Source organism: Pseudomonas sp., from assembly GCF_035277045.1.
In the GTDB taxonomy this organism is placed as follows: domain Bacteria; phylum Pseudomonadota; class Gammaproteobacteria; order Pseudomonadales; family Pseudomonadaceae; genus Aquipseudomonas.
Genome location: NZ_DATELE010000181.1, coordinates 20,580 through 38,894, shown reverse-complemented (window position 1 = coordinate 38,894; position 18,315 = coordinate 20,580). Strand labels below are relative to the sequence as shown.

The 18,315-nt window shown below is 64.0% G+C and carries 24 protein-coding genes; 14 read left to right on the top strand and 10 right to left on the bottom strand.

Annotation, left to right across the window (positions count from 1 at the left end; all coding sequences use genetic code 11):
• Positions 1 to 86 precede the first annotated feature (86 nt).
• Complete coding sequence (locus VJS90_RS09350; RefSeq protein ID WP_324121273.1) at positions 87 to 611, top strand: hypothetical protein; 525 nt, start codon at positions 87 to 89, stop codon at positions 609 to 611.
• A gap of 207 nt (positions 612 to 818) precedes the next feature.
• Here the strand turns inward: VJS90_RS09350 and VJS90_RS09345 are convergent, their stop codons facing one another.
• Positions 819 to 1,130 carry a hypothetical protein gene (locus VJS90_RS09345; RefSeq protein WP_324121271.1) on the bottom strand — a complete coding sequence of 104 codons (312 nt, stop codon included), beginning with the start codon at positions 1,128 to 1,130 and terminating at the stop codon, positions 819 to 821.
• Between the two features lie 379 nt (positions 1,131 to 1,509).
• Between VJS90_RS09345 and VJS90_RS09340 the strand changes: the two genes are divergently transcribed.
• Positions 1,510 to 1,785: a hypothetical protein gene (locus VJS90_RS09340; protein ID WP_324121269.1), complete on the top strand. Its 276-nt coding sequence runs from the start codon at positions 1,510 to 1,512 to the stop codon at positions 1,783 to 1,785.
• Entirely contained in the window at positions 1,782 to 2,060 is a 279-nt protein-coding gene (locus tag VJS90_RS09335) for a DUF3077 domain-containing protein (RefSeq protein ID WP_324121267.1), read from the top strand. The genes VJS90_RS09340 and VJS90_RS09335 overlap by 4 nt, the downstream gene beginning before the upstream one ends.
• Positions 2,061 to 2,323: 263 nt before the next feature.
• Here VJS90_RS09335 and VJS90_RS09330 read toward each other — a convergent pair whose 3' ends face one another.
• Positions 2,324 to 2,830, bottom strand: coding sequence for a GNAT family N-acetyltransferase (locus VJS90_RS09330; protein ID WP_324121264.1), 507 nt, complete (start codon positions 2,828 to 2,830; stop codon positions 2,324 to 2,326).
• 126 nt (positions 2,831 to 2,956) lie between these two features.
• Here VJS90_RS09330 and VJS90_RS09325 point away from each other — a divergent pair, with 126 nt between their 5' ends.
• The 4 genes from VJS90_RS09325 (at position 2,957) to VJS90_RS09310 (ending at position 5,972) form a co-directional block, all read left to right on the top strand.
• The gene (locus VJS90_RS09325; protein ID WP_324121262.1) at positions 2,957 to 3,223 is read left to right on the top strand and encodes a PepSY domain-containing protein; all 267 of its coding nucleotides are present in this window, start codon (positions 2,957 to 2,959) and stop codon (positions 3,221 to 3,223) included.
• Complete coding sequence (locus VJS90_RS09320) at positions 3,223 to 3,768, top strand: cytochrome b/b6 domain-containing protein (protein WP_324121260.1); 546 nt, start codon at positions 3,223 to 3,225, stop codon at positions 3,766 to 3,768. Before VJS90_RS09325 ends, VJS90_RS09320 begins: the two co-directional genes overlap by 1 nt.
• Before the next feature lie 140 nt (positions 3,769 to 3,908).
• The gene (fabV, locus tag VJS90_RS09315; protein ID WP_324121258.1) at positions 3,909 to 5,108 is read left to right on the top strand and encodes an enoyl-ACP reductase FabV; all 1,200 of its coding nucleotides are present in this window, start codon (positions 3,909 to 3,911) and stop codon (positions 5,106 to 5,108) included.
• Positions 5,109 to 5,273: 165 nt separating this feature from the next.
• On the top strand, positions 5,274 to 5,972 hold the full coding sequence (locus VJS90_RS09310; RefSeq protein ID WP_324121256.1) for an N-acetyltransferase: 699 nt from the start codon (positions 5,274 to 5,276) through the stop codon (positions 5,970 to 5,972).
• A 68-nt stretch (positions 5,973 to 6,040) separates the two neighbouring features.
• Here the strand turns inward: VJS90_RS09310 and VJS90_RS09305 are convergent, their stop codons facing one another.
• From VJS90_RS09305 to VJS90_RS09290, 4 genes are all read right to left on the bottom strand, one after another.
• Positions 6,041 to 6,382 (bottom strand): HopJ type III effector protein, encoded by a 342-nt coding sequence (locus VJS90_RS09305; RefSeq protein ID WP_324121254.1) that lies wholly within the window; start codon positions 6,380 to 6,382, stop codon positions 6,041 to 6,043.
• Positions 6,375 to 6,671 (bottom strand): DUF1244 domain-containing protein, encoded by a 297-nt coding sequence (locus tag VJS90_RS09300; protein WP_324121252.1) that lies wholly within the window; start codon positions 6,669 to 6,671, stop codon positions 6,375 to 6,377. The genes VJS90_RS09305 and VJS90_RS09300 overlap by 8 nt, the downstream gene beginning before the upstream one ends.
• 11 nt (positions 6,672 to 6,682) lie before the next feature.
• Complete coding sequence (folM, locus tag VJS90_RS09295; protein WP_324121251.1) at positions 6,683 to 7,375, bottom strand: dihydromonapterin reductase; 693 nt, start codon at positions 7,373 to 7,375, stop codon at positions 6,683 to 6,685.
• Between the two features lie 77 nt (positions 7,376 to 7,452).
• The gene (locus VJS90_RS09290; RefSeq protein ID WP_324121249.1) at positions 7,453 to 8,025 is read right to left on the bottom strand and encodes an antibiotic biosynthesis monooxygenase; all 573 of its coding nucleotides are present in this window, start codon (positions 8,023 to 8,025) and stop codon (positions 7,453 to 7,455) included.
• 225 nt (positions 8,026 to 8,250) lie between these two features.
• Between VJS90_RS09290 and VJS90_RS09285 the strand changes: the two genes are divergently transcribed.
• Positions 8,251 to 9,192 carry a MerR family transcriptional regulator gene (locus VJS90_RS09285; RefSeq protein ID WP_324121247.1) on the top strand — a complete coding sequence of 314 codons (942 nt, stop codon included), beginning with the start codon at positions 8,251 to 8,253 and terminating at the stop codon, positions 9,190 to 9,192.
• On the opposite strand, the gene VJS90_RS09280 is transcribed toward VJS90_RS09285, so the two are convergent.
• Together VJS90_RS09280 and VJS90_RS09275 are read right to left on the bottom strand one after the other, a co-directional pair.
• Entirely contained in the window at positions 9,177 to 9,794 is a 618-nt protein-coding gene (locus tag VJS90_RS09280) for a hypothetical protein (RefSeq protein WP_324121245.1), read from the bottom strand. The genes VJS90_RS09285 and VJS90_RS09280 overlap by 16 nt on opposite strands.
• Before the next feature lie 27 nt (positions 9,795 to 9,821).
• Positions 9,822 to 10,283 carry a PAS domain S-box protein gene (locus VJS90_RS09275; protein WP_324121348.1) on the bottom strand — a complete coding sequence of 154 codons (462 nt, stop codon included), beginning with the start codon at positions 10,281 to 10,283 and terminating at the stop codon, positions 9,822 to 9,824.
• Positions 10,284 to 10,392: 109 nt separating this feature from the next.
• Here VJS90_RS09275 and VJS90_RS09270 point away from each other — a divergent pair, with 109 nt between their 5' ends.
• Positions 10,393 to 10,848 carry a flavodoxin gene (locus tag VJS90_RS09270; RefSeq protein ID WP_324121243.1) on the top strand — a complete coding sequence of 152 codons (456 nt, stop codon included), beginning with the start codon at positions 10,393 to 10,395 and terminating at the stop codon, positions 10,846 to 10,848.
• A 233-nt stretch (positions 10,849 to 11,081) separates the two neighbouring features.
• Positions 11,082 to 11,987, top strand: a complete 906-nt coding sequence (locus VJS90_RS09265; RefSeq protein WP_324121241.1) for an alpha/beta hydrolase — start codon at positions 11,082 to 11,084, stop codon at positions 11,985 to 11,987.
• 237 nt (positions 11,988 to 12,224) lie between these two features.
• On the opposite strand, the gene VJS90_RS09260 is transcribed toward VJS90_RS09265, so the two are convergent.
• Positions 12,225 to 13,004, bottom strand: a complete 780-nt coding sequence (locus VJS90_RS09260; protein ID WP_324121240.1) for an IclR family transcriptional regulator — start codon at positions 13,002 to 13,004, stop codon at positions 12,225 to 12,227.
• Between the two features lie 130 nt (positions 13,005 to 13,134).
• On the opposite strand from VJS90_RS09260, the gene hmgA reads away from it, so the two are divergent.
• Genes hmgA through maiA form a run of 3 tightly spaced genes read left to right on the top strand, consistent with a single transcriptional unit; the run spans position 13,135 to position 16,371 of the window.
• Positions 13,135 to 14,430 (top strand): homogentisate 1,2-dioxygenase, encoded by a 1,296-nt coding sequence (hmgA, locus tag VJS90_RS09255; protein WP_324121238.1) that lies wholly within the window; start codon positions 13,135 to 13,137, stop codon positions 14,428 to 14,430.
• A 3-nt stretch (positions 14,431 to 14,433) separates the two neighbouring features.
• Positions 14,434 to 15,726 (top strand): fumarylacetoacetase, encoded by a 1,293-nt coding sequence (gene fahA, locus VJS90_RS09250; RefSeq protein WP_324121236.1) that lies wholly within the window; start codon positions 14,434 to 14,436, stop codon positions 15,724 to 15,726.
• 12 nt (positions 15,727 to 15,738) lie between these two features.
• The gene (gene maiA, locus VJS90_RS09245) at positions 15,739 to 16,371 is read left to right on the top strand and encodes a maleylacetoacetate isomerase (protein WP_324121234.1); all 633 of its coding nucleotides are present in this window, start codon (positions 15,739 to 15,741) and stop codon (positions 16,369 to 16,371) included.
• On the opposite strand, the gene VJS90_RS09240 is transcribed toward maiA, so the two are convergent.
• Positions 16,365 to 17,171 carry a SirB1 family protein gene (locus VJS90_RS09240; protein WP_324121232.1) on the bottom strand — a complete coding sequence of 269 codons (807 nt, stop codon included), beginning with the start codon at positions 17,169 to 17,171 and terminating at the stop codon, positions 16,365 to 16,367. The two genes, maiA and VJS90_RS09240, sit on opposite strands and share 7 nt — an antisense overlap.
• A gap of 124 nt (positions 17,172 to 17,295) precedes the next feature.
• Here VJS90_RS09240 and VJS90_RS09235 point away from each other — a divergent pair, with 124 nt between their 5' ends.
• Positions 17,296 to 18,315 carry a Leu/Phe/Val dehydrogenase gene (locus tag VJS90_RS09235; protein ID WP_324121230.1) on the top strand — a complete coding sequence of 340 codons (1,020 nt, stop codon included), beginning with the start codon at positions 17,296 to 17,298 and terminating at the stop codon, positions 18,313 to 18,315.

The window sequence follows — 18,315 nt, the reverse complement described above, 5'->3', positions numbered from 1 at the left end:
CTGCACACCGCTCCCTCCCTCAATCCGCTACCATTGCGCCTCATTTCAAACGGGCATCCTTGCCCGGTCTGACAAGGAGGTTATGGATGTCTTCGCTTGAAACTGGGTATGCAGGTCTTCGTGCTGTATTCGCCTTGGTGGGCGCCGTCGCTCTGGCTGGCTGCACCGCGTTGCAGGGGGATCAATACCGGTTTCCGGAATCTGGCGAGCCTTCGGCAACGATCAGGATGACCTATGAAAAAGGCATAACCCTGCAGGCTTTGAGCTTCAGCGACTCAGGTTGCTATTCGGGCTGGACGGCGATTCCACGCAAGGGCGATCACTTCGAAGCGCCGGTGGTGCCGGGCAAGCCATTGGTGATTACCTTCTGGCAGGAGGCGGCTCGCCAGACTTGCAAGCTGCCCTTCAAGCTGACGCCGCAGGAAGGGGCGGTCTATACGTTGAAGTCGCGTTCGAGCATGACGGTCGAGAAGATTATTCCGCTGTATGACACCTACAGGTACGCGTGCGGGCTTGAGCTGGTCAAGCAGGAGAATGGGAAGGAAACCACTGAGGTGGTGAAGCCGTTGACGGTGAATACCGGGTTTGCTTGCATGCGGTTTGAGGGGTAAGGATGCGCGGCTTCTACCATGGCGGGCAACGCTAGCGCATGCAGCGTCTTAGTAGGCGCGCCGCTTTCGAGGTTTGAGCTGGAACTGTGAGAACTGGTTTGTCTAGGCGCCGATCCACAAAGGTCCTGGCCCAGCAGGGATCTAAAGCTGCAGGGTCGGGACGGGCCTCTTCACTGACCTTATGACAGTGAGCCGTGAGACCGGAGTTTACGTGGGGGATTCGTCACCCACGTTGTAACCCAAAGGGGAGATGTCTTCTTGAGCCCTTTCGAAGCGCCGCACGGTAATTAACTCACCGACCTTCACCTTGCGGCGTGGCTTTGCCTTGCCTACAAACTGCCTGGTACCGTCTTGAAAGACACGAACCAGGTTCCCGGCATCGACGCACAGTACACCCTGCGGGCTTACCGCAAGCGCTCGGCAGTGGGCGATGTGCGTAGCTATCAAGGCTTGAACCGGAATCTGGCTTTCCAAGGCATCCAGCTCAAGGTCTGAGACGGCGTCGGGCTTTACGATCATCAGGGATCTCGAGATTGGGTATTGCGCACTTGTGGCTCGATGATAGCGTCGATAGGGATTACCGCGGCATATCTCGGAGCTCCCAGGCTGCGAAATATTTCGGTTTCGCAACTTTGGGAAGTATCCTACAAGGAATGCTGAATTTTCCCGTTGCGGGGACAATGCTTCAGGGCTAACTTTTCCGGGTCGTCATCTTTGACGATCGGGTGTGAGAGCCCGTGTAGATGTTACAGCAGATGTTATGGCAGCTGTGCGCGGGCAGACTTCGGTCTGGCCGGGTTTCCTATATCTACCGGTCTCTCACCCCGCGTACGGCTGCCACCCTCATCCTGTGAGAGGGATTTGGGGGACAGCTCCTGTTAGATATAGGAGTTACGTCATGAAAAAGATCGTCCCCGATCCACCCCACCACATCATCACCACCCCGCACTACACTCTCCACAGCCACCTGACCCCTCACGACTCCCTCGTCTACGCCAGCGAACTCCTGCGCGGCGTTTACGAAACCACCGATGAATATTGCCGCGCGCACTTCAAGGAGCCCGGGCAGGGCATGCTGGTGAATGTGTTGCACTGTGCCGAAACCGCGCAGGCGTTGATCGAGCATGCGCTTGCCAAGATGCAGGCCGCCGAGCATCAGGAGGTGTCGGCATGAGCGAATCAGCGAAGACTGCGGGTGTTGCCAGTTTCATTACCACTGAGGATCCGCCGATGGATTTGTTTCGGATCAATCCGGGTGTGCCCTGCGATTATGCGCTGGAGCAGATTTCGACACTGTTGGGTTGTGTGAAGAAGCTGCTGCATGCGGGTATCGTCGATGGCGATGGCGACATGCTGTGTGCTGCGTATTACTTGAGCGAGTTTGCGAAGGCGATCATTGATGATGTGGAGGTAGGGAGGATGAGGAGCAGGGGGGCTTTGAAGGCTTAAGGGCTCCTGGATTGGACCGGCGTTGCGGGGGTTTACCCTCCAACGCCGGCGTTCCCTGCGTGCATCGTGTGCACTGATGCATTTGTGGACCGGCGAGGGCTTTGCCCTCGAATCGCGGCACAAGGCACGCTCCCACAGGGCCCGGCTATGCCGGGCCGAGAGGTGAGTAACCAGGTTGAAGACAGTTGCTCCCACAGGGTCCCGGCTATGCCGGGCCGGGAACCGAGTATTTCGGTAGAAGAGAGTTGCTCCCACAGCACGTCCTAGCCGTGGTGCCCGAGCGCCAGGCGCATCTTCTCCAGCCTGTCCTCTTGCCCACCTGGCAACACGCACGGCAACAGGTCTTCGACCCACGCAAACCCGACCTTGTCATACAAGGCCCGCGCCGCGTCGTTGGACTTGAGCACCGTCAGTTCGATCGCCTCGAACCCGAGCCGCTTCCCATGCTCGATCACGGCATGCAGCAGCAGGGCACCGTAACCACGACGGCGGTAGCCGTGCTTGACCTGCATTCCCAGTACCCCGACCAGCGGCCTCGCGCCCTTGCGGCAGAAGCTCTCCGGGTAGGCTTCGGCCGAAGCGATGATCATGCCGTCCTGTTCGATCACGTACAGCGGCCAGTCATGGGCGACCACCTGGCCCAGGGCGCGGGCGACGGCGTGCTTGGGTGGGGGCGTGGCGCGTGCCGAAAACAGCCCCTCGCCGTTAACCTCGCAAAACAGGTCGTAGAAACTCTCCAGGTCATGGAGGCTGATCGCGCGCACGTGCATGAGGGTTCACCGTTATCCGTAGCGGTCCGCCGAGAGTACCTGACCTGACGGACTGCGCAAAAGCGGGTAGCGCAACGGACGCGGCCCGCTACAGTAAAAACGTGCCATCCAACCGGAGCTGTCACCATGCGCAACCTGATCGCCATCGCCTTGCTGCTGGGCAGCACGGCCGTCGCCGCGGACCCCAAGTGCACCACTGCCGAGCGCAGCACCTGGCAAGACCAGGAGCAGTTCCAGGCAAAGCTCAAGGAACAGGGCTACCGCATCAACAAGTTCAAGGTCACCAAGGGCAACTGCTACGAGATCTACGGCTTCGACAAGGATGGCCGCAAGGTCGAGATCTACCATGACCCGGTCACCGGCAAGGCGGTCAAGACCGAGATCGAGGACTGATGCCCGGCGCCACGGTGCGCCTCTGGGACCCGCTGCTGCGTGTGTGCCATTGGTCCCTGGCGGTGGTGTTCTTCGCCAATTACTTCTTCAACGAAGAAGGGGATGACTGGCACCAGTGGCTGGGCTACTACGCCTGCGCCTGTGTGGCGCTGCGCGTGGCGTGGGGGTTTGTCGGCCCCCCGAGCGCGCGCTGGGCCGACTTCTGGCCGACCCCGGCGCGCCTGCTGGCGCACGGCCGGGCCGTGCTGCGCTGGCAGCCCTTCCACCGCATGGGTCACACACCGCTGGGGGCGCTGGTCATGGTGCTGATGATGAGCTGCGTGGCCGGGCTCGGCCTGACCGGCTGGCTGTCCCAGGAAGTCGACGCGCTGTGGGGCGCGGACTGGCCGATGGATATCCACAGCTTTCTGGCCAATGCCTTGCTGACGCTGGTGTGCATACATGTGCTGGCGGCCATCGTCGAAAGCGTGCGCCTGCGCGAGAACCTGCCGCTGTCGATGCTCACGGGGCGCCGTCGTCTGCGGGACAATGACCCCCATCCCTGAACGCCCCCGGCTTTTGAACCCCGCCATCAACCCGTAAGATGTGTCGGAAAGCGTGTGGGTGTAGTCTCACCTTCTACTCAACGGCACGCCGCCTGCCACGGCGCGTGTGCCATGCCTTAACACCTGAAGAGGTACAGACATTGGCCATCATTCATCCTAAAGTCCGCGGTTTCATCTGCACCACGACTCACCCGAAAGGCTGTGAGCTCAATGTCCGTGACCAGATCGAAGCCACCCGCAAACTGGGTGTGCGCGAGGATGGGCCGAAGAAGGTCCTGGTGATCGGTGCTTCCAGCGGCTACGGCCTGGCGGCGCGTATCACCGCAGCCTTCGGCTTCAAGGCCGACACCCTGGGCGTGTTCTTCGAAAAGCCTGGCACCGAGACCAAGTCCGGCACCGCCGGCTGGTACAACGCCGCGGCCTTCGACAAGTTCGCCAAGGCTGAAGGCCTGTACAGCAAGTCGATCAATGGCGACGCCTTCTCCGACGAAGCCCGCGCCAAGGTCATCGAACTGATCAAGAACGAAATGGGCGGTCAGGTCGACCTGGTCATCTATTCCCTGGCATCCCCGGTGCGCAAGCTGCCGCAGACCGGCGAACTGGTGCGCTCGGCGCTCAAGCCGATCGGCCAGCCGTACAAGTCGACCGCCATCGACACCAACAAGGACGGCATCATCGAGGCGTCGATCGAGCCTGCGTCCGAGCAGGAAATCGCCGACACCGTCACCGTCATGGGTGGCCAGGACTGGCAGCTGTGGATCGACGCCCTGGCCGACGCCGGCGTACTCGCTGAGCAGGCGCGCACCGTGGCCTTCAGCTACATCGGCACCGAGATCACCTGGCCGATCTACTGGCACGGCGCCCTGGGCAAGGCCAAGCAGGATCTGGACGAAACCGCCCAGCGCCTGGACAAGAAAGTCGGTGGCGGCGCCAACGTCGCGGTGCTCAAGTCGGTCGTGACCCAGGCCAGCTCGGCCATCCCGGTCATGCCGCTGTACCTGTCCATGGTCTTCAAGATCATGAAAGAGAAAGGCGTCCACGAAGGCACCGGCGACCAGCTCAACCGCCTGTTCCGCGAGCGCATGTACCGTGAAGACGGTGCGGCTGCCGACGTCGACGAAAAAGGCCGCCTGCGCCTGGACGACTGGGAACTGCGTGACGACGTCCAGGATGCGTGCAAGGCCCTGTGGCCTGATGTGACCACCGAAAACCTGTTCGAGCGGACCGATTACGCGTACTACAAGCACGAGTTCCTCAACTTGTTCGGATTCGAGCGTAAGGACGTGAACTACAACGACGACGTAGAAACCGACGTACGGTTTGATTGCATCGAGTTGTAAGCAAGTCCATGACCGTGCAGGCCTTTTTAGTGTCCGCACGGTCCACTTTAGCGGGTGTTAATCCTCTGTAACAATTTTTTCGCTGGCGCATTGCCATAAGGTTCATGCGCTGATCTATACCGCTCTTATTGGCTTGGCACTGTCGCCACGGCTTGGGAGGGCAGTATGGATAAACTGAAAAAAATAAAAGAAAGACTCAGGCAAAAAGGCCTGCGCCGCACGCTTGATACCCTGGTTGAACGTTATGTGTTCTTCCATTGGGAGCTGCTCTGGATGGAACGCGACCTGGTCACCCCGGTTGCACCGCACACCCTCAAGGACCATCCCCCGGTCCAGCGGGTCGAGATCACTACCCGCAACGCCGACGCCTTTGCCCGGCATTTCGGGGACCGCGTCGAGACCATGCGCGAACTCGCTGCCGAAGGCCACACCGGCCACATGTACCTGGACGAGCAGGGCGATGCCATTGCCTTCATCTGGGCCAGCGTGCGCGACTACCATGACCGCCATTACTACGGCTGCACCTTCCCGGTGAAGCCTGGCGAGTTCTTCGAGTTCGGTGGCGAGATGATCCGCCGCTACTTTGGCAGCCGGCTGTCGGCCGATGCGCAGGTTGCCCTGTGGAATACCATGCACGCCAAAGGCTGCAACAAGGTCGTGGATGTGGTCGAGACGCACAACGTCCCGGCGATGAAACTGCACTTGCGCATGGGGTACCACGAGCAAGGCCGGGTAACCCACGTGTATGGACTGTTCGGGCGCTGGAAGTTCTTCCGCGAAACCCGCTATCAGGGCTCACGGCTGGACGTGCTGCGAAAGGAGCGCGCACTGCGGGTCGTGCCCACCCCTGAAGGGGCGGCCTGAGCACACCCCTCACTTCATTTCGCCAACGTACCGCCGATGACCGGAGCCTCGGCGGGTCCGATGGTCTCTCAGCCAAGCCGCTTGAGCGGCTGCTCCGCGAATTTCACCCCGGCGAGCCCATGCGCGATCAGCGCGCGGATATTGCCGTGGTCAGTCCCTTCAGGCGTCGCCACCACGCTGCGGTAGTGCTCGCCAAATGCCTGCAGGGCTTGCTGATCGCTCAACCCTTCGAGCAGGGCCAGGCCCAGGGTCTTGCAGGACCCTTCGTTCTGTCCGGCGGCATTCTCCACGCCGCCATTGCTGAACGCTTGCGGCTGGTAGCTGTAGTGAGCGGCGACAAACGCCAGGGTGTCGGCAAAGGCATGTTCGCCGCTGGCGAGGCTGTTACGCAGGGTATCGAGATCAGACACGAGGTTTTCCTTGGTCGAACGCCGCTTGCTGCTCGGCGCTGGCTTCTTTCTGGTATTGGGCTTTCCACTCGGCGTAAGGCATGCCGTACACCACTTCGCGGGCGTCATCCAGGCTTACGTCGATCTGCCGGTCATCCGCCGCGGCCTTGTACCACTTGGACAGGCAGTTGCGGCAGAAACCGGAGAGGTTCATCAGCTCGATGTTCTGCACGTCCGTGCGGCCGCGCAGATGGTCGACCAGGCGCCGGAACGCGGCGGCTTCGAGTTCAAGCTGTTCTTGAGGGGTCATGGGGTTCTCTCTCAGGCAATGCGGTTCTTCAGGTGGCGGCCACCGTTGATGACCACCTGGCTGCCGGTGCTGTACTGGCTGTCGAGCAGGAACCTCACCGCTTCGATCAGCGGGCGGGCGCCTGGCTCGAATTCCAGCAGGGCTTTTTTCAACGCCTGTTCGCGGTACGCCTGGTCGCCGTCTTCCTTGAACATCAGCAAGCCGGGGAGGATACCGTTGACGCGCACCGTGGGGGCGTATTTTTCGGCGAACGACAGCACCATGTTCTGCAGCGCGGCCTTGGTCGCCGCATAGCCGATATGGCTTTTGCTGCCGCGTGACGAGGTCTCGTCGCAGATATGGATGATGTCGGCCTTTTCCACCCGCGCCAGCTGCTCGCCGAGCGCCAGGTTTAGGTGGTAGGGCGCCTCGACGTGCAGGCGGAACATCGTCTCGAGGTTGCCTGGCGCGTCGTCCAGCCACAGCGAGGCGTTGTGGATGATCGCGCGCAGGCCATCGTAGTTGCGTTGCAGGTGTTCGATCAGGGCCAGCCGGTCGGCCTCAACGCACAGGTCGGCCTGGAACGGGATGATGTTCGGGTGCGGCGTTTGCGTGCAGATGCTGCGGCTGGCACTGACCACCGTATGGCCGGCCTGTGCCAGTTCGAGGGCCAGGGCCAGCCCGACACGCTGGCTGGCTCCGGTAACGAGAATTGGGCTGTTCATGTTCGGGCGGTCGACTTCTACGGCTGGGCGTGAATGCCCAAAGCATACCCGAACTCCAGCGCCTTGCGCGCCCTTGCTCAGCGGCTGCGCAACCCGCGCGCGCGGTCTTCGGCGGCGACCGGCGTAGCGTTGAGCCACGAGGCCAGCAGGCGCGTAGACAGCGGGATGAACAGGTACACCATCACCGGCGTCAGCCCCAGGGTACTGAGCAGGATGCGCGGCACCAGCTCGAGCGCGCCCAGCCAGTGGCCGAACACCAGGTTGAACAGCAACGACACCGGAAAGAACGCCAGCCAGATCGCCACGGCCTGTTTCCAGCGCGGCGGGCGCTGCACCAGCGGCGTGCCGAACCAGCCGTTCATGCTGCTGACCCGCTGCTCGTGGGGGCGCTCGAACAGGCCGTTGCCGCGTTGCAGCCAGGTGCGCCGTGACGCCGAGTGTTCCCAGGCGTGCAGCGTTTGTTCGCTGGTGAAGCGGAAGATGATCTGGAACTCGTCGCCGCCGGTGGGCGGGGCGAGGATGCCCGAGCCGAGGTAGCCGGGAAAGTCGGTGGCCAGCTGTTCGCCTTCATGCAGCCAGGCCAGCAGGTCCTGGTAGCGGCCGTGCGCGGCGCGGCGCGAAACCATCATGGTAACGGGTGGGGTAGACATCGTGTATCTCCTGGCAACGGAGGCATGGCGGGTAGCCGGCCTCGTGTACGCCGCCCGGGGTGATGGGCGACGCAAGCATGCATGCAAGAATCGGGCGCGGAGTATGCCGTGGATTTCGTGTGCCGTCAGTGCCAGCGGATGAACGCACCGACCGCTGCCATGCCCCCTGGCTGGATAAGCGCGTAGAATGCCGTTTCCGTACACAGACAACACGGGTTTCTGGCAATGAACGAACAGGCAACCGTCTCACTCGTCGTCAGTGATCTTGACCATGCGTTGCTGTTTCCGATCCGCGAGGTCTCTCGGCTCACGGGCGTCAACCCGGTCACGCTGCGCGCCTGGGAGCGCCGTTATGGGCTGATCCAGCCAAAACGCACCGAAAGCGGGCACAGGCTTTACTCGCAGGCCGACGTCGACGACGTGCACAGCATTCTTGGCTGGCTCGACCGCGGGATTGCAGTGAGCAAGGTCGGCCGCATCCTCGCGCGCGACCGTGCCACCCTGGTGGCCGGCTCGAGCGCCGCAGGTCCCGAACAGCACGCACGCTGCCAGGCCCAGGTACGCGAAGCGGTACGCGCGTTCGACGGCGCGCGGCTGGATCAACTGTACGGCCAGGTGTTCGCCAGCTATGCGCTGGAGCAGGTCTTCGAGGCGGTGTTCATGCCCGTCTGGTTGACCCTGCGCCGGGAGCGCGGCGGCTTTGGGCTGACCAGCGAATGGCTGTTCCTCGACCACTTCCTGCGCGCCCGCGTGCTGCAGCGCTTGCACCTGGTGCGTGAGTCCCGGGGCCGGCGCGTGCTGCTGGCGCCGCTGGACGAACACGTGCCGGAGCTTGAACTGCTGATCGCCGGCCTGCTGCTGGGCAGCGATGATCTTGCGGTGACCGTGCTGGCGCCGGGGCAGCCGCTGGATGAGCTGTCGCTGGTCTGCGAGCGGTTGGCGCCCGAGGCGCTGGTGCTGTTTGCCAATCGGCCACCTACCCTGGGGCTGGGCAGGCGCCTGGGCCGGCTCGCGTCAGGGCTGGAGTGCCCGCTGCTATTGGCCGGCGAAACCGCCGAACTGGCCCAGGAAAGCCTGGCCGGCACCCAGGTGGCGTGCCTGGGCGCGGGCGCGGCGCACATGCGCCGTGGCCTGCAGCAAAGCCTGGCGGGTCACCTGGATACCTGAGTGTGCAGGTCCGGGTGCGCGCGGCGGTGGGCCTGGAGAATGTACTCACGCAGCCGCTCGGTCTGCACTGGCAGGCTGCGGCTCAGGTCGTAGGCTGCCAGGCGCGGCCCGATGCTGCGCCGCAGCGCCCCGCGAATGGCGATCGGCTGCACGCCCTCGGCGGCGAAGCGCAGGTTGAACTCCGGCGGCGCCTCGGCCAGGCCGCGTAGTTCCAGCAGCACGCCCTTGAAGGAAATATCGCGCACCCACAACCCGCTGGGCTGGTCTTGCCCGTCGAGCAGCTCCACCGGGCTGTCCAGCGAAAGCCGCCACGGACGCAACGTGGGGCCATCCTCGAAGATATCGGGTGAACCCAGGTGCAGGTGCAGGGCGTGGAACTCGTCCTCGACCAGTTGCAGGGGAAAACTCAGTTGCTGGTTGTTGTAGTGAGCCAGCAAGGTCACCTGCTGATCTGCCACCAGGCGGGTCAGCAGGTCCTTGAGCTTGCGGTCGCCATTGAGCAGCAAGCCCGACATCGGGTCGGACAGGTTCAGGTGCGGCGAATGCTGCATGTCCTGGATGAAGTCCAGTTCATCCTGGCTGAGGAGGGCGTCTGCTTGCATGCTGGAACTCTAGAAGGCTGGGCTTTTTTAGCGCGGCGGATGCGATGAAGGAGAAGGGCCGGAGGCGTCCTGCAATGCCGCGAGCTGAGTACGCAATTGCGCCAGCTCACGTTCCAGTTCCACCTGCCGGGTCACGTCCTTCTGGATACCGATGAAATAGGTGCGCTGGTCGGCAGCATGCCGGACGGGGGTGATCGACAGTTCGTTCCAGAAGGCGCTGCCATCCTTGCGGTAGTTGCGCAGCACTTCCCGGCACGGCCTGCCATCGGCCAGGGCACGGCGAATACGCGCGCGGCTCAGCTGGTCACGGTCATCGCCCTGCAGGAAGCGGCAGTCCTGATAAAGGATCTCGCTGGCCGTGTAGCCGGTGAGGCGTTCGAAGGCTTCGTTGACATAGATGAGGATGGTGTCTTCACCTTCCTGCTCGGCGACCACGATGCCGTCGTTCGACGCATCGATCATGGATTGCAGCAATTGCGCGTTGATCATGTAGGGGCCATGCACGGAAGAGACGTTGGTATTAAAGACCACGGATGCGGCCTTTTGCCACTGACGGATGCTAGTATCCTACGTTTTCACTCCGTTTCGGAATTCTCTGATGAAAGTCGTCATTCTTTCAGGCTCGGTGTATGGCACGGCCGAAGAAGTTGCCCGTCATGCCGAGTCCCTCCTCAAGGCCGCGGGCTTCGAAGCCTGGCATGCCACCCGCGCTACCCTGCAAGACCTGCAAGGCTTCGCCCCGCAAGCTTTCCTGGCCGTGACCTCGACCACCGGCATGGGTGAACTGCCCGACAACCTCATGCCGTTGTACAGCGCCATCCGCGACGTATTGCCAGCCGAGTGGCGCGGCCTGCCGGGCGCGGTGATCGCCCTGGGTGATTCCAGCTATGGCGACACCTACTGCGGCGGCGGCGAGCAACTGCGCGAGCTGTTCGCCGAGCTGGGCCTGAAGGAGGTGCAGCCAATACTGCGCCTGGACGCCAGCGAAACCGTCACCCCTGAAACCGACGCCGAGCCTTGGCTGGCCGGGTTTGCCAGCGCGCTGAAGGGCTGATCAGGCCGCGCCACGGCGTGGCTACGGGCCGGCGCGCAGGGCACAATGCGACCGCCCTATGCCGCCTGACCCACAAGGTCATCAAGCTGGCTGCCAATGCACTCCTCCCTCACGTGACAGCTGTCTAGACTGAAGCACCAAGAGAGAGCACATAGATGTGCCAGGGTGAGTGCAATGACCGCAGCCACAGCCTTGCGTGATTCCTTCGATGACACACTACCGGGACGACTCTGATGCCTTTGGCCGAAATTCCATTGTGCGTCTGGCGTACCCGGGGGCAGAATTTTTCTTTCCGGGGCCAGAGCATCCGCTACTGGACCGCAGGGCAGGGCGAACCTCTGCTGCTGATCCATGGCTTTCCGACCGCCAGCTGGGACTGGCATTACCTGTGGGCACCGCTGGCCCAGCGCTTTCGGGTCATTGCGTGTGACATGCTCGGCTTCGGCGACTCGGCCAAGCCCCTCGATCATCAGTACAGCCTGCTGGAGCAGGCCGACGTGCAGCAGGCGTTGCTTGCGCACCTTGGCGTGCACGAGCCGGTGCATCTGCTGGCCCATGATTACGGCGACAGTGTCGCCCAGGAACTGCTGGCGCGGCATCACGAGGGGCTGGCCGACGTGGCCAGTTGCGTCTTCCTAAATGGTGGCCTGTTTCCCGAGAGTTCACAGCTGCTGCTGATCCAGAAGCTGCTGCTCAGTCCCTTGGGTTGGCTGGTCGGGCGCACGTTTGGACGGGATGATGTGGTGCGCAACATTATCCAGTTGTACGGCCCATGCACGCGCCCGAGCGAGAGCGCGCTGGATGACTACTGGAGCCTGGTGGTGTCCAACCGGGGCACGCGGGTGCTGCACAAGCTGATCGGCTATCTGCCGGAACGGGTGAAGCACCGTGATCGCTGGGTGGGCGCCTTGCAGCAGGCAGGTATACCGTTGCGCCTGATCAACGGAGCGGTCGATCCGCATTCAGGCGCGCACATGGCCGAGCGCTATGAGCAGCTGGTGCCAAAGCCCGATACGGTGCAGTTGCCAGGTATCGGTCACTATCCGCACACCGAAGCGCCGGTGCAGGTGCTCAGGCACTATCTGGCGTTTCGTGAACAGCCGTTGAGTTACCTGCCGCAGAAGGTTGCCTGGTCCTGAGCTCGCACGGGACCCTAACGGTTTTCCACCGCCCATAAAAAAGGCCGCTGCAAACGCAGCGGCCAACTGAGACGTCAGATCAAGGAGCTTCAAAATCCACGTCGGTGAACCTTGCAGGCGCGAATGGCGGGGGGAGTGCCCTTCGTGCCGTGCCAGTGAGTTCAGAATAAGCGCTTGATCCAGCAGGAAAAATAGCCGGTTGTGACATTCACTTTTACCCGTCGGGTAACAGTGCCGTCAGGGCGTTTCGAAGCCCATACGCCAGCTGGTGGCCTGCGCTGCTGCCAGCAAGCGTTCCGCCGCGGGGCCTTGTTCGTCCGCATGGAAGATCGAGGTGGGCCCGACCACGGTCATCACCGCGGCCACCTGGCCCATGGCGTTGAAGACCGGCGCCGACAAGGCGTCCACCCCCGGCATCAGCAGGCCGTGCACATGGTGCAGGCCGCGCTCGCGAATGCCGGCGAGCAAGGGGGCGTAGTGCTCTGCCGTCTGTCCCAGGTGCGCCAGCTCACTGTCGCGCAGCTCCACGGTCTCGCGCTGCGGCAGGTAGGCGGCGAACACCAGGCCGGTGGATGAACTCAGCAGCGGCAGCACTGAACCGATCTGCGTCACCACCGTCACCGCGCGCACGGCCGGCTCTATGCTCACCACCGTGGCGCCCAGGTTGCCCCACACGGCGATGAAACAGGTCTCGTTGAGTTCATCACGCAGTTGCGACAACGGCAGCGCGCCCACTTTCAGCACGTCCATTCCACCCAACGCCGCCAGGCCGACCCGCAAGGCTTCGCGTCCCAGTGCGTAATGGTTGGTGGCCGGGTTCTGCTCGGCGAAACCGCTGGCGATCAGCGCCTGCAGGTAGCGGTGCACCTTGCTCGCCGGCATGTCGACGTGCTCGGCCAGGCGCGACAGCGAGGTGGAAGGCGATAGCTGCGCCAGGGCCTTGAGGATGTCGGTACCGACTTCCGCCGAGCGGACCTTCTGCTTGCCATTGTCGGCAGGGGGGCTGGCTTTGGTCATGGCCGGGGCATCCTGGTCATCGAGTGGGGGCGTCTTTGTAACTTGACGTGTATTGATAATCAAATTACGTTATTCGTAATCTGATTACGACAAAAACAACGCCGGCTTACCCCAAAGCCCGGAGGCGCAGATGACCCTCGACACCCTCCCTGACTACCTGTGCGGGTTTGGCAACGAATTCGCCAGCGAAGCCTTGCCTGGCGCCTTGCCGGTGGGGCAGAACTCGCCCCAGAAGGCGCCCTACGGCCTGTACGCCGAGCTGTTCTCCGGCACCGCCTTTACCATGGCCCGAAGTGAAGCGCGCCGTACCTGGCTATACCGCATCCGCCCTTCGGCGCTGCACCCGCGTTTCGAGCGACTCGAGCGTCAGCTGGCCGGTGGTCCGACAGGGGCTGCCACGCCTAACCGGTTGCGCTGGAACCCACAGCCATTGCCGACCGAACCCACCGATTTCATCGACGGCTGGGTGGCCATGGCGGCCAATTCGCCAGCGCAGACCCCGGCCGGAATAACCGTGCATGGTTACTGCGCCAATCGCTCGATGCAGCGCGTGTTCTTCAATGCCGACGGCGAGCTGCTGCTGGTACCGCAGCAGGGTCGCCTGCGCATCGTCACCGAGCTCGGCGTGCTGGAGATCGAGCCGCAGGAAATCGCCGTGCTGCCCCGCGGGCTCAAGTTCCGGGTGGAACTGCCCGATGGCGAGGCGCGTGGCTACATCGCCGAAAACCATGGCGCGCCGCTGCGCCTGCCCGAGCTCGGCCCCATCGGCAGCAATGGCCTCGCCAATGCCCGCGACTTCCTCACCCCCGTGGCCCGCTACGAGGAGCGCGGCGGTCCGGTGCGGCTGGTGCAGAAATTCCTCGGCGAGCTGTGGGGCTGCGAGTTGCAGCACTCGCCGCTGGATGTAGTGGCCTGGCACGGCAACAACGTGCCCTACAAGTACGATCTGCGCCGTTTCAACACGATCGGCACGGTCAGCTTCGACCACCCGGACCCGTCGATCTTCACCGTCCTGACTTCGCCGACCAGCGTCCCGGGCCTGGCCAACCTCGACTTCGTGATCTTCCCCCCACGCTGGATGGTGGCCGAGAACACCTTCCGCCCGCCGTGGTTCCACCGCAACCTGATGAACGAATTCATGGGCCTGATCCACGGTGCCTACGATGCCAAGGCCGAGGGCTTCCTGCCCGGCGGTGCTTCGCTGCACAGCTGCATGAGCGCTCATGGCCCGGACGCCGAAACCTGCACCCGCGCGATCGGCGCGCAGCTGGCGCCGCACAGGATAGACGACACCATGGCCTTCATGTTCGAGACCAGCCAGGTGCTGCGGCCCAGCCGCCATGCCCTTGAATGCCCGCAATTGCAGGCCGACTACGACAGCTGCTGGGCGACCCTGCCGAGCACCTTCAACCCGAACCGGAGCTGACCCATGAACCAGACCGCCATCGCCCGCAGCTGGGTCGAACACGCCAACGACCACGGTGATTTTCCGCTGCAGAATCTGCCGCTGGGCATTTTCAGCCGCCCTGGCGAAGCGCGGCGCTGCGGCGTGGCCATCGGTGACGCCATCCTCGATCTCGAAACCGTGCTGGCTGCCGGGCTGCTCGACGGCCCAGCCCGGACCGCGGTCGAAGCCACTCGTGGCGGCGCGCTGAATGACTTCTTTGCCCTTGGCCGCGGGCCGCGCATGGCCCTGCGTGAGCGGCTGCAAGTCCTGCTCGGGGAGCACAGCGAGCACCAGGCCGAACTCAAGGCCGCGCTGCATCCGGCCAGCGAGTGCCAGATGCACCTGCCCGCACGGGTCGGCGACTACACCGATTTCTACGTCGGCATCCAGCACGCCACCAATGTCGGCAAGCTGTTCCGCCCCGACAGCCCGCTGCTGCCCAACTACAAGTACGTACCGATTGGCTACCACGGCCGCGCCTCCACCCTGCGCCCATCGGGCACCGAAGTGCGCCGGCCCAACGGCCAGACCTTGCCCGCCGGCCACACCGAACCGGTGTTCGGGCCCTGCGCCAAGCTGGACTACGAACTTGAACTGGGCATCTGGATTGGCCAGGGCAACGAGATGGGCGACAGCATTCCCGTGGCCGAGGCGGGCGAGCATATCGCCGGGCTGTGCCTGCTGAACGACTGGTCGGCACGGGACATCCAGGCCTGGGAATACCAGCCGCTGGGGCCGTTCCTGTCCAAGAGTTTCATCACCAGCGTCTCGCCCTGGGTAGTGACGGCCGAGGCGCTGGCGCCGTTTCGCTGCGCCCAGCCCGCCCGCGCCGAAGGCGACCCTCAGCCGCTGGCCTATCTGTTCGATGCCGACGACCAGGCCAGCGGCGCCTTCGACATCGAGCTCGAGGTGCTGCTGTGGACCGCGCGCATGCGCGACGAGGGCCTGCCCGCCCATTGCCTGACGCTGAGCAACAGCCGCAGCATGTACTGGACCGCGGCCCAGCTGGTCGCCCACCACAGCGTCAACGGTTGCCAGCTGCAGCCCGGGGACCTGTTCGGCTCGGGCACGCTGTCAGGTGAGGGGCCAGGATCGTTCGGCAGCCTCCTGGAGATCACCGAGGGTGGCAAGCAACCTGTGCACCTTTCCAGCGGCGAGGTGCGCACCTTCCTGCAGGACGGTGACGAAATCATCCTGCGCGCCCGTTGCACGCGCGAGGGCGTGGCCAGCATCGGCTTCGGCGAATGCCGTGGCACCGTCCGCGCGGCACGTTAGGAGGGCAGGGCGATGGAGCTCTTCACCTATTACCGTTCCACCTCGTCCTACCGGGTGAGGATCGCCCTGGCACTCAAGGGCCTGGACTATCAGGCCGTGCCGGTCAATCTGCTCAAGGGCGAACAGCGCGCCGCCGCTTTTCTTGCGATCAATCCCCAGGGTCGGGTACCGGCGCTGCGCACCGACGACGGCCAGCTGCTGGTGCAGTCATCGGCCATCATCGAGTACCTGGATGAGGCGTATCCACACCCCTCGCTGCTGCCCAGTAGCGCGGAGCAGCGCGCCACGGTGCGCGGGGTGGCGGCGGTGATTGGGTGCGATATCCATCCGCTGCACAATGTCAGCGTGCTCAACCAGCTGCGCCAGCTCGGGCATGACGAAGCCCAGGTCACCCAGTGGATTGGCCATTGGATTGGCCAAGGCCTGGCGGCGGTGGAGCAGTTGATTGGCGATCGGGGGTTCAGCCTTGGTGGTACGCCAGGGTTGGCTGACCTTTACCTGGTGCCACAGGTATACGCGGCCGAGCGATTCAACGTCGACCTGAGCGGCTATCCACGCATCCTCAGGGTCGCGGCGCTGGCGGCGCAGCATCCGGCGTTTGTCCAGGCTCATCCCGCGCACCAGCCTGACACGCCGGTTCAGTGAATCGAGCGGGTCGGCGCCGGTAGCTGCCCCAGGCGTTCACTCAAGCGCAGCCGCTGGATCGGGTCTTCGGTCAACAGCAGGGCATGCTCCAGGTCGAAGCGCTCGGCCTGGGGGCAGTCCAGGTGCTGGTACAGAGTGGCGCGGGCCATGTAGTCGCTGACCACCGCCGGCCCAAGCTGCATCACCCGCTCGGCATCGACCAGTGCGGCCAGGTCGTTGTCGTTGCTCGAATGCAGCTGGCGCAGGTTGCGTGACAGGCGCTGGAGCATCTGCTTTGGGCTGGCCGTGCGCAGGTGCTCGGCGGTCAGCTGGATCTGCGGACCGAACTGCCGGCCGAGCAGATCGCGGCAGTCGGCCGGATAGAGCCGGCGTCCGCCGCAGGGGTCCAGCAGGTGGTCGGCGCCGGGTACCCGCAGCAGAAAATGGCCAGGAAAGTTCACCCCTTCCAGCGGGATCGACAAGCACCTGGCGAGCTCCATCACCAGAATCGCCAAGGCCAAAGGCTGGCCCCTGCGGCGTAGCAGCACCTTGTCCAGCAACGCGGCCTGGGGGCGCAGCGGATGGTACTCATCCTGCTGGAACCCCAGGGCGTTGAGCTGGCGCAGCAGCGGCTGGGCCAGCTCGGCGACGGGCAGCATCGGCAGGGCGGCGCTGATTTCCTGTCGCAAGGCCTGGACCCGGGCGAGATTGGCGGAGATATCGACGCTGCGATCATGCTCGGCAGCGATCCAGAGGGCAGCTTCCAGCAGGTTGACAGGCTCGCCTTCCAGGCAGGCCAGACAGGCTTGGCGTGGGTTCATGGGGATCTCCGCTCTAGCTTTTGTTGTAGCTTGGGCGCGGGTTTTCGTCCAGTGGTCCGTCAAGGCCGGGCGTCTTCCCGGGCCGTGCCTATACTGACAAGAGACTCATCGGGGGAGCCCGTCGATGTTCGCGCTCATGCAAAGCACCCGCACCCAATCCATTCACCTGTGGACAGACCCGCCCACCGGCCTGAAGGCCGTGGTGGCGATCCACAGTGAACACCTGGGCCCCGCCATGGGTGGCTGCCGCTACCTGCCCTACGCCGATGACGCCAGCGCCATGACCGATGCCATCAGCCTGGCCCAGGGCATGAGCTACAAGGCGGCGCTGGCCGGCCTCGCTTATGGCGGCGGCAAGGCGGTGATCATCCGCAACCCCCATGTCGAAAACCGCGCGGCGCTGTTCGAGGCCTTCGGGCGCTTTGTCGATACCTTGCAAGGGCGCTTCATCACCGCCGTGGACAGCGGCACCTCGACCGTGGACATGGACTGCATCGCCCAGTCCACCCAGCACGTCACCAGCACCACCGCCTCTGGCGACCCCTCGCCGCACGCGGCCATGGGCGTGTTCGCCGGCATCCGTGCCACGTCCATGGCGCGCCTGGGCAGTGACAACCTCGAAGGTTTGCGGGTGGCGGTTCAGGGCCTGGGCAATGTCGGCTACGCGCTGGCCGAGCAGCTGCACGCGGCAGGCGCGGAGCTGTTGGTCAGCGACCATGACCCCGGACGGGTACAACTGGCGATGCAGCAGTTCAACGCCCATCCGGTGGCCAACGAAGCGCTGATCAGTACCCCGTGCGACATCTTCGCGCCGTGCGGGGTAGGGCCGGTGCTCACCGGCCAGAGCGTGATGCAACTGCGCTGCGCGGCCGTGGCTGGCGCTGCCAACAACCAGCTGACCACGCTGCAGGTCGCCGACCAGCTGGAGAGCCGCGGCATCCTGTACGCGCCGGACTACGTGATCAACGCGGGCGGGCTCATCTATGTCGCGCTCAAGCACCGTGGCGAAGACATCGGCACCATCACCGCGCACCTGGCCCGCATCCCCCTGCGCCTCACCGAGGTGTTCGCCCACGCGCAAGCCGAACGGCGTTCGCCAGCCCGCGTGGCGCAGATGCTTGCCGAACGCCTGATCTACGGTTGA

Coding starts and splice junctions, on each gene's coding strand:
- VJS90_RS09350 (WP_324121273.1), top strand. CDS start 87: ATGTCTTCGCTTGAAACTGGGTATGCAGGTCTTCGTGCTGTATTCGCC.
- VJS90_RS09345 (WP_324121271.1), bottom strand. CDS start 1,130: ATGATCGTAAAGCCCGACGCCGTCTCAGACCTTGAGCTGGATGCCTTG.
- VJS90_RS09340 (WP_324121269.1), top strand. CDS start 1,510: ATGAAAAAGATCGTCCCCGATCCACCCCACCACATCATCACCACCCCG.
- VJS90_RS09335 (WP_324121267.1), top strand. CDS start 1,782: ATGAGCGAATCAGCGAAGACTGCGGGTGTTGCCAGTTTCATTACCACT.
- VJS90_RS09330 (WP_324121264.1), bottom strand. CDS start 2,830: ATGCACGTGCGCGCGATCAGCCTCCATGACCTGGAGAGTTTCTACGAC.
- VJS90_RS09325 (WP_324121262.1), top strand. CDS start 2,957: ATGCGCAACCTGATCGCCATCGCCTTGCTGCTGGGCAGCACGGCCGTC.
- VJS90_RS09320 (WP_324121260.1), top strand. CDS start 3,223: ATGCCCGGCGCCACGGTGCGCCTCTGGGACCCGCTGCTGCGTGTGTGC.
- VJS90_RS09310 (WP_324121256.1), top strand. CDS start 5,274: ATGGATAAACTGAAAAAAATAAAAGAAAGACTCAGGCAAAAAGGCCTG.
- VJS90_RS09300 (WP_324121252.1), bottom strand. CDS start 6,671: ATGACCCCTCAAGAACAGCTTGAACTCGAAGCCGCCGCGTTCCGGCGC.
- folM (WP_324121251.1), bottom strand. CDS start 7,375: ATGAACAGCCCAATTCTCGTTACCGGAGCCAGCCAGCGTGTCGGGCTG.
- VJS90_RS09290 (WP_324121249.1), bottom strand. CDS start 8,025: ATGTCTACCCCACCCGTTACCATGATGGTTTCGCGCCGCGCCGCGCAC.
- VJS90_RS09285 (WP_324121247.1), top strand. CDS start 8,251: ATGAACGAACAGGCAACCGTCTCACTCGTCGTCAGTGATCTTGACCAT.
- VJS90_RS09280 (WP_324121245.1), bottom strand. CDS start 9,794: ATGCAAGCAGACGCCCTCCTCAGCCAGGATGAACTGGACTTCATCCAG.
- VJS90_RS09275 (WP_324121348.1), bottom strand. CDS start 10,283: ATGATCAACGCGCAATTGCTGCAATCCATGATCGATGCGTCGAACGAC.
- VJS90_RS09270 (WP_324121243.1), top strand. CDS start 10,393: ATGAAAGTCGTCATTCTTTCAGGCTCGGTGTATGGCACGGCCGAAGAA.
- VJS90_RS09265 (WP_324121241.1), top strand. CDS start 11,082: ATGCCTTTGGCCGAAATTCCATTGTGCGTCTGGCGTACCCGGGGGCAG.
- VJS90_RS09260 (WP_324121240.1), bottom strand. CDS start 13,004: ATGACCAAAGCCAGCCCCCCTGCCGACAATGGCAAGCAGAAGGTCCGC.
- hmgA (WP_324121238.1), top strand. CDS start 13,135: ATGACCCTCGACACCCTCCCTGACTACCTGTGCGGGTTTGGCAACGAA.
- fahA (WP_324121236.1), top strand. CDS start 14,434: ATGAACCAGACCGCCATCGCCCGCAGCTGGGTCGAACACGCCAACGAC.
- maiA (WP_324121234.1), top strand. CDS start 15,739: ATGGAGCTCTTCACCTATTACCGTTCCACCTCGTCCTACCGGGTGAGG.
- VJS90_RS09240 (WP_324121232.1), bottom strand. CDS start 17,171: ATGAACCCACGCCAAGCCTGTCTGGCCTGCCTGGAAGGCGAGCCTGTC.
- VJS90_RS09235 (WP_324121230.1), top strand. CDS start 17,296: ATGTTCGCGCTCATGCAAAGCACCCGCACCCAATCCATTCACCTGTGG.